At 47.6% G+C, this 15,492-nt stretch carries 14 protein-coding genes; 9 read left to right on the top strand and 5 right to left on the bottom strand.

The window, feature by feature from the left end:
* Nucleotides 1–32: 32 nt before the first annotated feature.
* Nucleotides 33–1,622, bottom strand: coding sequence for an RNA repair transcriptional activator RtcR (gene rtcR / locus AC0KUT_RS06060; RefSeq protein WP_488834339.1), 1,590 nt, complete (start codon nucleotides 1,620–1,622; stop codon nucleotides 33–35).
* 196 nt (nucleotides 1,623–1,818) lie between these two features.
* Between rtcR and AC0KUT_RS06055 the strand changes: the two genes are divergently transcribed.
* A complete protein-coding gene (locus AC0KUT_RS06055; RefSeq protein ID WP_488834337.1) occupies nucleotides 1,819–3,045 on the top strand; it encodes an RtcB family protein in 1,227 nt (408 codons plus the stop codon).
* Between the two features lie 196 nt (nucleotides 3,046–3,241).
* Nucleotides 3,242–4,537: a hypothetical protein gene (locus AC0KUT_RS06050; protein ID WP_488834335.1), complete on the top strand. Its 1,296-nt coding sequence runs from the start codon at nucleotides 3,242–3,244 to the stop codon at nucleotides 4,535–4,537.
* Nucleotides 4,538–4,620: 83 nt separating this feature from the next.
* Here AC0KUT_RS06050 and AC0KUT_RS06045 read toward each other — a convergent pair whose 3' ends face one another.
* Nucleotides 4,621–6,246, bottom strand: coding sequence for a cellulose binding domain-containing protein (locus AC0KUT_RS06045; protein WP_488834334.1), 1,626 nt, complete (start codon nucleotides 6,244–6,246; stop codon nucleotides 4,621–4,623).
* 405 nt (nucleotides 6,247–6,651) lie between these two features.
* Between AC0KUT_RS06045 and AC0KUT_RS06040 the strand changes: the two genes are divergently transcribed.
* From AC0KUT_RS06040 to AC0KUT_RS06010, 7 genes are all read left to right on the top strand, one after another.
* Entirely contained in the window at nucleotides 6,652–7,746 is a 1,095-nt protein-coding gene (locus tag AC0KUT_RS06040) for a succinylglutamate desuccinylase/aspartoacylase family protein (protein WP_488834332.1), read from the top strand.
* 63 nt (nucleotides 7,747–7,809) lie between these two features.
* Nucleotides 7,810–8,181: a hypothetical protein gene (locus AC0KUT_RS06035; protein WP_488834330.1), complete on the top strand. Its 372-nt coding sequence runs from the start codon at nucleotides 7,810–7,812 to the stop codon at nucleotides 8,179–8,181.
* Nucleotides 8,182–8,280: 99 nt separating this feature from the next.
* Entirely contained in the window at nucleotides 8,281–9,132 is an 852-nt protein-coding gene (locus tag AC0KUT_RS06030) for a polysaccharide deacetylase family protein (RefSeq protein WP_488834329.1), read from the top strand.
* Nucleotides 9,133–9,173: 41 nt separating this feature from the next.
* Nucleotides 9,174–9,641, top strand: coding sequence for an AraC family transcriptional regulator (locus tag AC0KUT_RS06025; RefSeq protein ID WP_488834328.1), 468 nt, complete (start codon nucleotides 9,174–9,176; stop codon nucleotides 9,639–9,641).
* Nucleotides 9,642–9,722: 81 nt separating this feature from the next.
* Nucleotides 9,723–10,181: a GNAT family N-acetyltransferase gene (locus tag AC0KUT_RS06020; protein ID WP_488834326.1), complete on the top strand. Its 459-nt coding sequence runs from the start codon at nucleotides 9,723–9,725 to the stop codon at nucleotides 10,179–10,181.
* 238 nt (nucleotides 10,182–10,419) lie between these two features.
* Nucleotides 10,420–11,073 (top strand): class I SAM-dependent methyltransferase, encoded by a 654-nt coding sequence (locus AC0KUT_RS06015; protein ID WP_488834324.1) that lies wholly within the window; start codon nucleotides 10,420–10,422, stop codon nucleotides 11,071–11,073.
* A gap of 143 nt (nucleotides 11,074–11,216) precedes the next feature.
* Entirely contained in the window at nucleotides 11,217–12,341 is a 1,125-nt protein-coding gene (locus AC0KUT_RS06010; RefSeq protein ID WP_488834322.1) for a DUF3800 domain-containing protein, read from the top strand.
* Between the two features lie 429 nt (nucleotides 12,342–12,770).
* On the opposite strand, the gene AC0KUT_RS06005 is transcribed toward AC0KUT_RS06010, so the two are convergent.
* The 3 genes from AC0KUT_RS06005 to AC0KUT_RS05995 all read right to left on the bottom strand — a co-directional run bounded on the left by AC0KUT_RS06005 (nucleotide 12,771) and on the right by AC0KUT_RS05995 (nucleotide 15,347).
* Nucleotides 12,771–13,799, bottom strand: a complete 1,029-nt coding sequence (locus AC0KUT_RS06005; RefSeq protein WP_488835653.1) for a DUF2333 family protein — start codon at nucleotides 13,797–13,799, stop codon at nucleotides 12,771–12,773.
* A 270-nt stretch (nucleotides 13,800–14,069) separates the two neighbouring features.
* A complete protein-coding gene (locus tag AC0KUT_RS06000) occupies nucleotides 14,070–14,522 on the bottom strand; it encodes a copper chaperone PCu(A)C (protein ID WP_488834320.1) in 453 nt (150 codons plus the stop codon).
* A 96-nt stretch (nucleotides 14,523–14,618) separates the two neighbouring features.
* Nucleotides 14,619–15,347: a hypothetical protein gene (locus tag AC0KUT_RS05995; protein WP_488834318.1), complete on the bottom strand. Its 729-nt coding sequence runs from the start codon at nucleotides 15,345–15,347 to the stop codon at nucleotides 14,619–14,621.
* Between the last annotated feature and the right edge of the window lie 145 nt (nucleotides 15,348–15,492).

Below are 15,492 nucleotides of genomic sequence, written 5' to 3'. Positions count from 1 at the left end.
AGAGTAGTCACAGCCGCCTGCTCTCTTAAAAACTACTCCACTAACTGCGCATAGCTCAAACCAAATTTTTGTAGATATTGCTTCAACCTGTGGGAATCATTCGAGGTCGTTTTTTTAGCGCGACTCGCATTAAAAAGGCATCGCCCCGCCTCCGCCAAAGAGCGACTCGCCAAGCAAACCTCGATTACCTGATACAGCTGCAATTGATCAAAAAGATCCATGTCCGCCAATTGCGCCGCAGAGAGATAGCGGCTTACATTGTCTGCACCAAGCTTCGGCGGCGACTGAAACCCACCCCACGCATGCTGCAGGCGCTGAATCTCGCTCGCCACCACCGCCTCCGTAATACGCCCACCTACCGCGAGGGTTGCCATACGCGTAATACTGGAATTTAAATCGCGAAAATTAGCACGCCAAAGCGCATTCGGCGAGTTTGCGAAGCTGACATAGGCCGCGCGTGCAGCTTTATTAAAGCTGACCTTGTAGCCCGCCTGCTGAGTAAACTTTTGCAGCTCGTGTTCAATATTGGGCTCCAAATCCTCAAGGCGATTTTTTAGGGATGGCAATTCATAGGTCCATAAGTTAATACGCGCGAGTAAATCTTCGCGGAATTTTCCTAGGCGTACCTGCTCGAACAAATCGCGATGGGTGCCCGCAATTAATTGAAAATCACTCGCCACCGGCTGATCACCGCCGAAGGGCATAAACACCTTTTCCTCTATGGCGCGCAATAACATAGCCTGCTCATCCAGCCCTAGCTCGCCAATTTCATCCAAAAACAACAGGCCTTTATCCGCTTCGCGCAACAACCCTAAACGCAGCTGTAACGCACCGGTAAAGGCCCCCTTCACATGCCCAAACAGCGCCGACATGGCGCTGTCACCGCGCAGGGTAGCGCAGTTAACTTCGACCAAATTGCCGAGCAATTGTCCGCGTTGTTTTTTTAATTCATAAATGCGTTTGGCGAGCTGTGACTTGCCCGCGCCCGTGGGGCCATTCAATAAAATCGGCGCCTTAGATTTAATAGACACCTGCTCAAGCTGCGCAATTAGCGCATTAAACGCAAGGTTGCGAGTTTGAATACCGCTCTTCAAATGCTCCACCGCATCGCTCGCCTCCTTGGCAAAGCGCGAGGCAATCTGGTCATAGCGCGACAAGTCCAAATCTATGACATGGTAGACGCCCTGACTTCCCTCTTTGCTGGGAGAAGACTGCAGCAGCTTACCCGGCAGGTAATGCGCTTCCGTCAGCAAATACAGACAAATCTGCGCCACATGGGTGCCCGTGGTGATATTCACAAAATAATTATTTTGCTCAACATCAAATTGCTGGGCGCTAGCGACTGCATGAATTTGGCTGTAGACCTGCTCGAAGTCCCAGGGGTCATCACAGTGAATGGCAACAGCAGTAACCTTGGTGTGTGGTGATACCTGCGCTATATCGCGCAGGGTCAAATCTAGCAGCGCTTGGTCATCTGCCAAATACATAAGCAAAAATTCCGCAACCGGAAACTCCGGCTGCATCATTAAAGCCACACTCGGGCGCCAGCGCTCCCAGCGCCGCTTGCCAAAGCCGCCATGATCAAGGCGCGAGCCTAAAATCCCTATCACTACATTATTCATAAAGATATATTCCTATCATTTTTGATAGATGCTATAGATTCCCAGAGTCTAAGCATTAGCCGAGACCAACACAAGAATATTATTTTTCTCATTAAAATCATAAAGTTACAGAATAAAATCAAAGCACAACAAAACTTGGCAGCCTGCTTGCAATAACCCACGTATACACATTTGAAACAACAGGAACCAAGCCGCCATGAACAACACCTATGACGTAATGCACCAACAAGGACACCTACCCGTAAAGTCTTGGACACGCGGCGTAACTTTTGATGAGAACGCCCGCCAACAGGCGCGCAACCTAGCGAGCATGCCTTTTATTCATAAATGGATTGCGCTAATGCCCGATGTTCACCTGGGTAAAGGCGCCACCATCGGCAGCGTGATTCCCACCATAGGCGCGATTATTCCCGCCGCCGTGGGCGTGGATTTAGGCTGCGGAATGATGGCCGCAAAAACCAGCCTAAAGGCCTCGCAGCTGCCTGACTCCTTAACCGCCCTGCGCTTTGAAATTGAAAAAAGAGTGCCTCACGGCAGCAGCCCAAGGCTGCGCGGAATGCGCGACGCAGGCAGCTGGGCAAACCCACCCGAGGATGTCATTAACGCTTGGGCGCATTTGCACAATGGCTTTAACCACCTTTGTGAAAAGCACCCTTTTTTGAAAAACACCAACAACCTAAATCACCTGGGAACACTGGGTGGCGGAAATCACTTTATTGAAATCTGCATAGACGAAGACAATGCCGTCTGGGTGATGCTGCACAGCGGATCGCGCGGTATAGGTAACCGTATAGGTACGCATTTTATCGAGCAAGCCAAAAAAGACATGGAGCGCTGGTTCATCAACCTGCCCGACAAGGATTTAGCCTACATACCAGAAGGTAGCGACACATTTCGCGACTACGTGGCAGCTGTCGCCTGGGCGCAGGATTTTGCGCGCACCAATCGCGACGTCATGATGGCGCGAACCCTAAGTGCCATGCGCGATGTATTGCAGATTCCCTTTGATGCCCAGCTGGAAGCAGTGAACTGCCATCACAACTACATCAGCCGCGAGCACCACTACGGACAGGATGTGTGGGTAACGCGCAAAGGCGCCGTAAGTGCGCGCAGCGGTGAGCTGGGAATTATCCCCGGCAGCATGGGCGCAAAATCTTTCATAGTGCGCGGGCTAGGCAACCCAGAAAGTTTTTGTAGCTGCAGCCACGGCGCCGGGCGAATTATGTCGCGCACTGAAGCCAAGCGCCGCGTCTCACTGGATGAGCACCTACTTGCAACCGCCGGTGTGGAATGTCGCCGCGATGAAAATGTTATTGATGAAACGCCCTCCGCCTACAAACCCATCGAAAAAGTGATGGCGGCGCAAGCAGACTTGGTAGAAGTGCTACACACCTTAAAGCAAGTGCTCTGCGTTAAAGGGTAAACACATCGCCACAGGGAGGTGGCGATGCAATAGACTTAGCGAAAACCCACGAATAGTTGCGCATAAAATATGACCGCCAAATACAGACCGCCTTGTCACTCATTTTCATTTAGTCTGTAAAACTGCAGGATAAAACCACATGCTGAGAACAATAATAGACCTACTAAAATCAAAACCGCAAAGGAATACTGAATCCATGATCACCGAAACACCCAAGCATGTAAAACCTACAGGCTTCATGGTTAAAGCCTATTCACATAATGGTTATGAAAGAGAAGAAGCATTAAAAGAGCTTAAGGAAAACGTGCAGCCAAAGCACCTTCCCATATTTTTGAGTCGTATTAATGACTGGGTACCCAGCGTTCAATGCCTTGCAGAACAAGGGCTTTTAGCCCTATTGCGCGACAACCCCATCTTAATTTTGAAAAATCTCGACAGCATCTATCGCATTAAAAGCTATCGCAGAAGAGATCACACTGAGCTATGGAATAAAATACTGACCCTCTTACGCCAAGCAGAGTTAACCACAGAACTAACAGCACTTATTTTCCATAAAAATCAAAAGCTAGGATTTTTAGCGGCCAAGCTTAGCACTGAAGAAAAACTACTCAGTGAAGATAACCTCTTCAATCTTGGTATAAATTCAAGCTCATTGTATCTGGGCAGATTTTGCATCAATAAAATACATAAAGATAATATCAACCTAGAAAGTGCAACACTGCTGCGACTCAATCAACATAACTTCTCGCCCCTAAGAAAATTAGCGCTAACGCAGGCATCTAAACTTTACCCTGAGGATTTTAATGCTATAGCTGCAGAATTACTGAATGACACAAACGCGGACATTAGAAAACTGGCGCAAAAAAGCCTACAAATGGAACAAAAGGAAATCTATCAGCATTACAGCAAGCTCTATGATCACCCTAACACCACCCTTAAAGTAAAGGTTCTGGCATTAAGCGAGCTATACGAATCAGACAGAGAAAAAAGTCATGCGCTGCTAAATGAAAACCTCACGCATCCAATTCCAAAACTGCGAAAGCTTAGCTTGCAACTACTGAGCAACAACCAGCCAGAAGTTGCGAAAAACATTTTACTGGCGGCACTATTTGACCAGAGCGACATGGTAGCAAATGAAGCAAGCCGCCTAAGTAACAAGCTTGGAATATTCTATTCTCGCACTGAGCTTTTAATGCTAAGCCGCAGCAACACATCGAACACCAATATTAAGCGAGCCTCTCAACTTGCAAGAAAAGGAGGAAAATGGAGCCAGTTGATCCTGTTACTACATATGTTTATCGACAATCAACAAACACCGCCGCTGAAAATTCTGATCGAGGCCGAGTTTCAGCAGTGGTTGTGGCGTTTCAATCTTTCAGGCACATCAAGAACAACACTCGAGCTAGAAGAGATATCTGAGTTGCTAATAAAAATTAGAAAACACATACCCAATTCAACTTTTCACCAGCATGCTTTTTTAATAGAAAGCTAGAGAAAAACAGCACTTACAGTCAAAAAAGGCAGAGGTTTCCCCCTGCCTTTTTCTCTTTGGCTTGCGTTTAAACGTACAACAACTTAATCAAGCGAAAGTGCGGTGGTACCTTCAACCTGCTCGCCATCCACCGTTTGAAGTTGATAAGACACAACGAACGAAGTGGCGCTGTAAGCGCTGACACTGAGTGTTCCGCTCACGAAGTTATAGGATTTCGCCGCTTCACCATTTGCACCTATTTCTACGACCGCATTAAAGTCGCCTTTAGCACCAATCCCCTGTACCAACTGATAGGTTCCCGGTGTTACATCGGCAGCTGACTCTATGCCCCACATTTGAAAACGAACATTCAAATACTGATCACCCAATGGGGCGCGACTAGAAATGAATACATACTTGTTTTTGTTCGCCATCGTCAAACCACCCAACTCAGGCGGTAGAGGTAAGCTGGATGCGACATGCATGTTAAAGAGATAAGTAGAGCCGCAAACCCCTGTCGATGTCGAAAATGCAGGATACCCCGGTGCCGCAAATGTCATAGCACCAAAATTAAATCCTGCCGTATTTTGCAGCTTTAAATAATCAGTGGTGGAACGCACTGTGTCATCGCAATAAGTAATTTCTCGCAGATGGGTATCACTAAGCTTGGAATAGGTAACATGCGCAACGGCATTAGCAGGACAACTACCCGCTGGCGGTAGGAGGTAAACATCTGTTTTAACGCCGTTCAAATCACACTGGTCCTCTGCGACCCAGTAGTCATCACTGACGAAACTGCGCGACAGAACGCTATTCACCAAGTAGCTAACTTGCACCGAATAATCATAGGTGACGTTATTAACAACAGCGGTGCCAGGTGAAGCTTCTGCACCATTCACGACGCGCTGGAATGTACCTATTAGCATTCTCGATGCCTGTTCGCGGGTAAGCTCTCCTACCGCAATACTAGAGGCAACAGAGCTGCTGCTTGCACGCGAATAGATATTAGCGCTAGACACAATATGGCTACTGCTTGGCGTACTGCTGCGCTGGCTACTATTGAATATAGTCTCAGCGCTGGAGCGTGCCGATGCTGAGGTATAAGCAATGCTACTCAGGCTTGATGCAGAGCTGCGCAAACTCGAGCTAGTGACGGGAACAGGACACACAGTAATTATCCCCAAAGGCGCAGACAACCCTGAGCAAGCCGCGCGCGAAACGCAATTCGCGTTATGCTCCCAACCCCATCCCGTTGCCGCCGTTTCGCACAGCTTGTAGGTCTTGCCGTACCAATTACATTGGCTCACACAGCCGGGAAGACTTGAACTAGCGACGCTGCTAGATTTCACGCTGCTCGGCTGATTACCACAGAGGCTCCCCGTTAATACGGGCTTTTCAGCTGGCCCACCATTTTTAACACCATTAAATCCAAAGCTTACCGAACCGCCCGGTTTAATATCGCTGTTCCAACCTAAGGCTGAAGCCTTATAGGGGTTAGCACCGATAATATTGGCGTTATAAAAATGTGCCACCTTATTGGTGGTAAATTGCCAACCCAACTCCCACCCTTGAATCTTGGTCGGGGTATTGTTGGTAATGGTGACAGTAGCGGTAAACCCAGTATTCCATTCACTGACAAGTGAATAACTACACACGGCTGAATGTGCTGCCAAGCTAGCCCCCAAGGACATAACGCCAAGCGCTGTGCAGAAAAAATGTTTCATACTCATAATACAATCCTGTGAATTATTATTGAGGGATCGCAAACAAACCTGAGGCTTAATGCTCTGTTTTCCGCAATCCCTAGACAGTTGTTATTGTTGATTCTGCACCCAAGCACTAACCTTAGCGCTGGCCACAGAAACGCTGTTTTACAGCAATTGCTGACGACAAAACGTCCAAAGTATAAACAGAGTTACGAGACAATAACCATCAGCCCAGAGCGACAAGGGCAGTTAAATTCTCCAAACAACCATTCATGCGCCAAAAGCGGCTGTTATCGGAAAAACGCCCAAAAGATATGGGTGGAAACCTTCGCCTCAATCAACATCTTCCATCTAACCCGCACTGCCGCTATAGTCACCCTATCCAATGGCTAAAGCCCTACTCGCCACAAACCTAACCAAGGCAACCCCATGAGCGCGCTTCCCCCCAAAAAAACAACTACTAAAAAAACGCGCGCAGACTTTGAACTGCTCGGGCAGAAAATTCCTGCGGGCACCCGCCGTTTATTGCAATTAGATATTGGCAAGCTCTACACCAACACCCCACTCACTATCGGTATAGAAGTGATTCACGGCAAACAAGACGGGCCAGTATTACTGGTGACCGCCGCCATTCACGGCGATGAGCTTAACGGCATAGAAGCCTGCCGACGCCTAGCAAAATCGCCAAGCCTAGACCGGCTGCAAGGCACACTCATTTTGGTGCCCATCGTGAATGTGTTTGGGTTTATTCAACAAATTCGCTATTTGCCCGATCGCCGCGACCTTAATCGCTGCTTTCCCGGCAGCGAAAAAGGCTCCCTCGGCTCGCGCATTGCCTACTTAATTCGCACGCAATTATTAAGTCACTGCACCCATGTTGTCGATTTACACACAGGCGCTATTCATCGCTCAAACCTGCCACAAATTCGCGGCAATTTTGAAAACCAAAGCACACTGGATATGGCACAAGCATTTGGTGCACCCGTTATTTTGCACTCGAATATTCTCGATGGCTCTTTCAGAGATGCCGCTGACAAACTCAACATTCCCTTTATTTTGTATGAAGCGGGAGAAGCGCTACGCTTTGACGAGCCCGCCATTAAAGGCGGCGTAACCGGATTGCTGGGGGTAATGACGCACTTAGGCATGCTCAAAAGCAAAAGCCCTAAAAAGCCACTTGCTCCCCTGTTAGCGCGCACGAGCCAATGGATAAGAGCCAGTCACGATGGGCTGATGATTGCAAAAGTAAAATTAGGCGAACGCGTTAAAGAGGGAAGCTTGCTCGCACTTATTGTCGACCCTTGCGGCACCAGTGAAGAAGAGATTCGCTCACCTATTACGGGTATTATTATTGGCCGAAACAATATTCCAGTCGTAAATGAAGGCGAGGCACTGTTTCATATCGCCAGTTTTGAAACACTGCAAAATGCAGAAAAAACCCTCGCGCAATTTCATGCACACATGAAAGACCTTGAGGACCCAGAATTACTGTTTACCGATCCCTGGGGCAACCACGACGACTAAAGGCTATATCAAGCGCGCCTATTAACATTGAACAATTTTCAATACTTCTTGGATGTTTTGCTCATGACTGACGATATCAATTTTCCCTCATCTCATAACAATACTGAATTTGACTTAGAGACACGCCAGCTCCTACGCGCCACGAAAAGCGAAGGCGACGACAGTGCCGAACGCATAAGCAAGCTGGAAGCCAAGGTCGCCAATCTTTCGCTGCTCAACGAATCACTCTGGCATTTACTCACGCAGCGAACTAAGCTCAATGACGCCGACATGCTCAATGCCATAAATAACACGCAACAACAGCGTAAAGCGCTACAGGATGCCAAGCTTCGCTGCGTTAAATGTAACCTGCACAATGCACAGCATCAAAAAAAATGCGCCTACTGCGGTGGCGAATTAACGGGCCATATCGCACAGCGCCCTTTTCACTTTTAATTCATCAGGTTTATGCCGAGCAGGCTGTTGATAAACGTTTCCGAGGCAGTTGATGCAAGGTAAACGCAGCTAAAAAGTGCATAAACCACGGGAGACAACATGTTAAAAATAAAGTCTTTATTACTCAGTTCGCTAATCGCCAGCATGACATTATCATTGCCTTCACTTGCCGCAGACGACGCATTTAAATGGCCCCATGGCGCCAAGGCGGCGGTCAACCTCGCCTATGACGATGCGCTCGATAGTCAGCTGGACAATGTAGTGCCTGTGCTTAACAAATATAAACTCAAAGGCACATTTTATATTCCCTCAGGCGCGGCAACAATTTCACCGCGCATGCAAGATTGGCGCAAGGTTGCCCAAGCAGGCCATGAACTGGGTAACCACAGTATTTTTCATCAATGCTCCAAAGGCCAACCGGGGCGCGACTGGGTTAATGCAGATCGCGACTTAGACAAACTAAGCGTGACGCAAATGCAAGATCAAGTACGCGTGGCCAATACCCTATTAAAAGCGCTCGACGGCAAGACTGAACGCACCTATACACCTCCCTGCATTGACCTTATGGCTGGCGGTGAAAACTATATCAATGGCTTGAAGGGAGATTTTGTCGCGGTTAAAGGCCAAGGCGGCGGCGTAACACCCGACATGCTCAGCCTTGACCCCTACATGGTCGGCGTGGATTTTCCTGCAGGCGTCACGGGCGAACAACTTATTGCCGTAGTGAAAGAAGCAGCCGCCAAAGGCACCATGGCTAACTTTACGTTTCACGGCGTGGGCGGCGATCACTTGGTAACCTCGGTTGAAGCGCACAAAGAATTAATAAAATATTTGGCCGAGCACAAAGATATTTATTGGACCGATACCTTTATCAACATCATGCAATACGTTAAAAAAGAGCAAGCACGCCTAGCGCCCAAAGCGCAACAACCAGTACCAAAGACCAAATAAACAGATTCTCGATCGAATAGATAACAAAGAGCGCGCCGCAGATGGACGTTAAGATAGTCAACTTTCCGCAAACCCGCGTCGCCGCTCTTGAGCATCACGGTCACCCCGCGCTAGAGCATGAGTCCATAAAAAAACTCATTGCTTGGCGGCTAGAAAACAACATAAAGCCTTCGCCCGCGCATCGCAATTATGGTGTTCACTTCAACAACCCGCACACCGTTAACCCTATCGATTACCGTGTAGACCTCTGCATTTCTGTCGATGAGCCAATCGCCACCAATTCCTACGGTGTCATCAACAAAGTCATTCCCGCTCTGCGCTGCGCGCATCTACGCCATTATGGCGCGCGTGAAAATGTTACCGCCGCGCAATATTTATGTGAAGAATGGCTAGCCACCAGTGGTGAGCAACTCGGCGACTTCCCCCTGATTTTTCATTACGTGAACGTAGGGCCACAGGTGCCAGAAGCGGAGATGATTACCGATGTTTATTTGCCACTTGCCCCCTAGCAGCCAGCGTTTAAACTCTAGGTTTTTCATACAACACACAACCAACACAATCGCCAAGATTATTAAGAACCAGCAAAAACCATGACAATTATTATCGACAACCTACAAGGCCCCGAAATTGCAGCCCTACTCAATGAGCACCTGTGCGATATGCATGCCACTTCACCCGCTGAAAGTGTTCATGCGCTCGACCTCGACGGCTTGCGCCACAGTAACATCACCTTTTGGACCTTGTGGGAAGAAGGACTGCTCGCGGGTTGTGGTGCACTAAAGGCGCTCAACAATGATGAAGCTGAAATAAAATCTATGCGCACCGCCGCAAACTTTAAGCGTCGCGGCGTCGCCAAGCGCTTGCTACGACATATAATTGAGCAAGCTAAGGCGCGCCATTTTCAGCGAATAAATTTAGAAACAGGCTCTATGGCGTACTTTCACGCCGCACGCGAACTCTATAAACATTTTGGCTTTACCGAATGCGCCCCCTTCGGCGATTACCAAGAAGACCCTCACAGCATATTTATGACCATGCGCCTCGACTAAGAGGCCTGCGCAGCAATCCGCTTAATCTCTGCCCAAGCCCCCGCTCTTACATAAAGCCAGAAGCTAATAACTCACAACTCGTGCATACTGGCTACATTCTCACTTCTTTTTACGGCTGCGCTCCTGTACCGCAGCCTTCTTTGACAGCCGTTATTTTTTAACAGCAAGTACATCTTGCCAGCAGCTGCCATTTCTCGATTGCAATCGAGCCACCGTTTCTTCACGCCATAGGCGCCCCATGTCACCCTCCTTGCGGTTTCGCTACCAAACGCTTGAGTTTACCTCCAGCGATATTCACCTGCGCTCGCTGCGCGACAATCAGGAGTTTTCTGATCCTTTAGGTGCAGCCGAGCGCCTCGGAATTTCATCCGCATCTTGGCCATTATTTGGCGTGATATGGCCGTCGGGGCGAGTACTCGCACAATTCATGGATGACTTTGACTGCCAAGGGAAACGCGTATTGGAAGTGGGCTGTGGTTTAGGCTTAGCGAGCCTGCTGTTAAACCATCGCCACGTAGACATAACGGCAACCGACTACCACCCAGAAGCCGATGCATTTCTGCAAATAAACGCGCAATTAAATGACGACCAACTCATTCCCTTCGTGCGCACGGGCTGGGCAGATGTGATATCCGAATTGGGCACCTTTGATCTGATCATTGGCAGCGACCTACTCTACGAACGCGAACAAAGCACGCTGCTCGCAACATTCATTCAACAACACAGCAAACCTCAATGCGAAATAGTGTTAGTAGACCCAGGCCGCGGCCACCACGCGCATTTCAGCAAACAAATGCTCGGCCTCGGCTATTCTCATCGCCAAGGTTTAGCACCTGAATCTATGCATTTAGGGGATATTTTTAAAGGGCAGATTTTGCGTTATGGGCGGTAGGTTTTTCTTATCCCTTAAGAAATCACTTCTCCGTTAACCGCCAGTACCTCACTTTTAGACAACCGACCTTAGTCTTTTTTGAACCTACTGCTCACGCAGGAGCTTGTTGAGGGCGACACCTTCACTTTTTTAGATAATCACCCTTGCAATCTAAAAACATCTCAATCTTTTTAGATGCGGATGCAATTTTACTATGCCATTATTCAGGGAAGCCAAATTTTGGATGGTTGAATAATGTTATGGGGGAATGGCCAACTATAATGAAGATATACATTGATGAATCTGGCTCATTCGTAAATGCTCCAGTCAAGAACTCTTGGAATACGGTTGTAGCCTATGCTATGCCGGAAACGGAAACTAGAAAAATTCGCGAGCTACTCAGAGTTTTTAAAGTTAGAACAGGGCATAGAGCTAAGGATGAAATTAAGCTCAAAAATGTCAATGAAGAACAATATCATGAATTTTTACGGGACCTGAACACACTAAAAGGTGTGGTTTTTTGTGCGGCAACAGATTCTGGATTTAATACTGAACAAGCTTTAGCCGAGCATCAAAGAGAGCAGGCGAAAGCTGTATTCAAACATAAAGACAAAATGACACACGAGGCAGGAAAGCTCAGTGTACAAGAATATGCGGATAAAATTGCAGGTATAAGCCCCCAACTGTACGCACAATTGTATTGCCAAAACATATTGATCAATATTGTCATCAACCGTGCAATTAACTATTTTGCAGCTAGATACCCTAAAACGTTATCAAGCTTTTGTTGGCGCATCGACCAAAAAAACACCAACAAGAATGATTACGAAAAAGTTTTTGAAACATTGTCTCCAGCCTTTTTACAAAGTCAGTCGTTACGAGAGCCTTTAATTTGTGTTAGGGAATTTGATTATTCCTCTATGCTTGCATTTGAGTACGCCGAAGGAAAAATTCCTGACTATCTAGAGAAAAACTATGATATTCCAGTAAAGGATGGCATAAATATCGGTAAAATTATGCGTGATGATCTCCAGTTTGTAGACTCTAAAAAAGAACTAGGTGTACAAATAGCCGATCTTTTATCAGCTGGGTTTAGAAAATGCTTACGAGGTGGTTTTACAAAGAACGATAAAGTAGCTGAATTGCTTGGGACTCTATTGCTACACGACTTTAACCACAACCATCCTGTTCGCCTTGTTAGCTTTACTGAGCATTCGGTTGAAGACCCAGCGTGTGTTAGAGCTTTAGAAATTATGAAAAACAAGGCACAGAGCATCATTCAAAGCTAACAAGCAACTGCGGTAAAACGATCGCATTTAATTAGCCACCTGTCTTTCATGGCCCCCTTATCTCAATTGAAGGGAGCGAATTCACATGAAAATAAAGATCAGGATATTATCATAAAAAAACCAAGCATCTTACGCCCCGCACACTGAAGGTTATGTAATTTTTTTCGCGTTCTCTTCACATTTATATCTTAATTTTTATCATCGAATTCCTGCCTTATACCTTACTTTTCTTTTGGCGGAGCAAAGAAAAGTAAGGTATAAGGCAGGCATGGATGGCAATATTTACGAAAAACCAATTAACGGCATATACATTTTGATTGTGGCGGTCGTGGATACATGGTCATGTTGGGGTTCGTTCCTCACCACCAACCTACGAATCACCTTGAAATAAATTTCGAGTGAAATCAGACACAAGGTGAATTGCATCTATCACCCCTGCTGCAACAACCGTCGCAAATCTATAATCGCGGCATTGGCGCGGGAGATGTAAGACCCCATGACCAAAGAGTGATTGGCAAGCACACCAAAGCCGCTGCCATTGAGCACAACTGGGCTCCACAGGGTTTGTTGGGTTGCTTCTAGTTCGCGAATAATTTGCTGCATACTCACTAGTGCATTTTTATCTTTTAGTACCTCGGCAAAATCTACTTCAACAGCTTTTAATAAATGAATTAAGGCCCACGCAGAACCGCGGGTTTCAAACAGCACATCGTCCAGTTCATTCCAAGGTGTTTTTACGAACAGTTCAGCGCGCGCACCGCTGGGCCTTGGGGCCTGCGCATCACCGGCTAAATCGGTATTTAACCGCTGCTGACCAACGCTGGCGCTCAGGCGCTGCGACAAATTACCCAAGCGGGTTTCAACTGTTGCCAACCAATAATTTAAATTGTCTGCACGCGCAAAAAATTGCCCATCTTGCTGATTATCGTCAGCCAAGCGCGTCAAATAGGCGCGTAGAAATTCTGCACCTTCATGGTATTGTGATTCGGTGGCGGGAAATAGCCAGGAGTCGTGATCGAAATTAAAACGCGATTCGGCTTTTTGCAAATCGGCATCTTCTAGCGACTGAGATTGCGAGCGGCTGAACGCTTCGCGCAGTGCTTTGTTCATATCGCGCACTTGAATAATGACGCCATATTCCCAGTGGGGCATATCATCCAACCAAATGCCCGGTGGACTTATGTCGTTATAGATATAGCCACCTGGTTTTTTCCAAAGTGTTTCGGTTATACGTATGAGCGTTGCGGTGGTGGTGACGCCGGGGGCTGGGGTGCCCACTTGCTGCCGCATGATGACACTGGGCGTAGCCTTAACGGAGAATAGACTGGGGGTTAGGCTCCAATAAATCCCCATCGCTATGGTGACCAGAAAGTAAGCCAGAATAAGCAAAAACACTAGGCGCCATGCTATGCCCGTGTGCGCCATATCATCTTGCACATCCTCCACTTCATCGCGCATGGCACGCAGGCTTTTGGTCCAAAAATTTCTGAGTCGTCGCAGAGGCATAATTTCAAACCTTGTTAAGAGGTGAGACTGCTTCGAGGAATGACTGAAAATATTGCATGTACCACGGCCAATATAAGCCTCAGCATATCCCTCAATCTAAACGATACTGATTTTCTAAAGGTTTCTTGTTATGAATTATTGCGCAATAAAAAATTTATATGAGGCCAATACTAAACAGCGCCAAATGCGCCAGAGCATAAATAATGTGCGAACCCCAACCTACTAGTGATGCGGCTGATCATAAGCACTCACCGCCTTGAGGCTGCATTCTTTTACAGCATTCCCGTCAAAACTTAAGCTTAAGTGTAGCTGCTCACCGCTGCGAATTGTATTTTTCAGCCCTTTAGCACGCAGATAATAAACGCCTATGCCTAATTGCAGCGAGGAATGCGCAGCAATAAGCACGCTTTTAACCGGCACTGATTTGCTGTCCAATAGCTCAAACTGCGCGGCCCAGCCGCCGTGTGCGCCGTTTAATGTCAAGGCTTTATCACTTTTATTGATGATGGTGGCGTAAATAGGCGCTTCATCGACGCCGGCAAAGGGCACCAGCAACTGCGCTTGTTGAATGCTAACAGGCGCCTCAAGGACAGACGTGTCGGTTTGAGCAACCGCCAAAAGACCTAGGCTCATTCCCAAAATCAAACACCCGCAACGAATTAAGTGAACTCTCATAGATATAACCTTCATCAGTGGTAGGTTTTACGTGGCAATACATTTAACACCCGCTAAAACAACAAAAGCGCTCAGTGCGCTTTTGTGGTGAGGGTATTACTGCCGCGGCGTTAACTGCACCCGCGGTGGGCTGCCTAGTTTAATATCTCCACGCACCAAATAACCCGGTACTGCCGCACGCATTTGTTGATAGATCCAGCGCCCCTCAGGATCGGTGCGCGCCACGATTAAAGCAAAACTATCAGTCGCCTTTAGTTTGCGTGCAATCTCACCGATACGTGCGCTGATTTGTGCGTTTTGCGCACTCAGTGAGGCACCATCCAACAGATACTCATTTGCTCCGCCTTTATAAGCCGCCAGCGGGGGCGATTCCTTAATTTGCTCGCGTAAACCATCCGCGACTTCTTTGATCAACAAGTTACTTGGGTCCACCATGCGTGCGCTATTGAGCATGGCAGTGGCTTGACTATAGTTGCCCCGTGCAGCGGCTTGACGGGCTAAATCCACGTAGCGCATGACAATCCCCAATAAGCCGCCTTTCGCGCGTGCGTTGTTGGGGTCGAGCGCCAAAGCCTGACGGTAGTACATCAGCGCATTGTCATTCGCGGGGGTCAGCAACTGGTCATGCGCAAGGGTATATTCTGCGTTGAGCAAAATAAGGCGCAGCGCCAATTGTTCTTTCGTTTCTGGTGCATGTACTGGCACCACCACTTGAGGCGCAGGCGCTTTGACAGGCTGCGGCGGCTTTTTAAAGGGAACTTGGCAAGCACTGAGCAGACTAAGGGCGATGCCCGCTAAAACAAACGCTGAAACTCGCATAAACATATACATCTCTTGAGCTTGGCAAATAGCAAAGCATACTGTGAGACATCACTGTGACCTAGCACTGTGACACCACGGGATTAATAGGGTAAAAATAAGGCCTGCCAAAAGGACGCACAATCAGGCTGCCTAAATACGCTAAGATAAG

The sequence above is a fragment of the Cellvibrio sp. 25HG11W-0 genome (assembly GCF_057815475.1).
The sequence above is the reverse complement of the archived record's forward strand: the minus strand, read 5'-3'. Positions and strand labels throughout refer to the sequence as shown.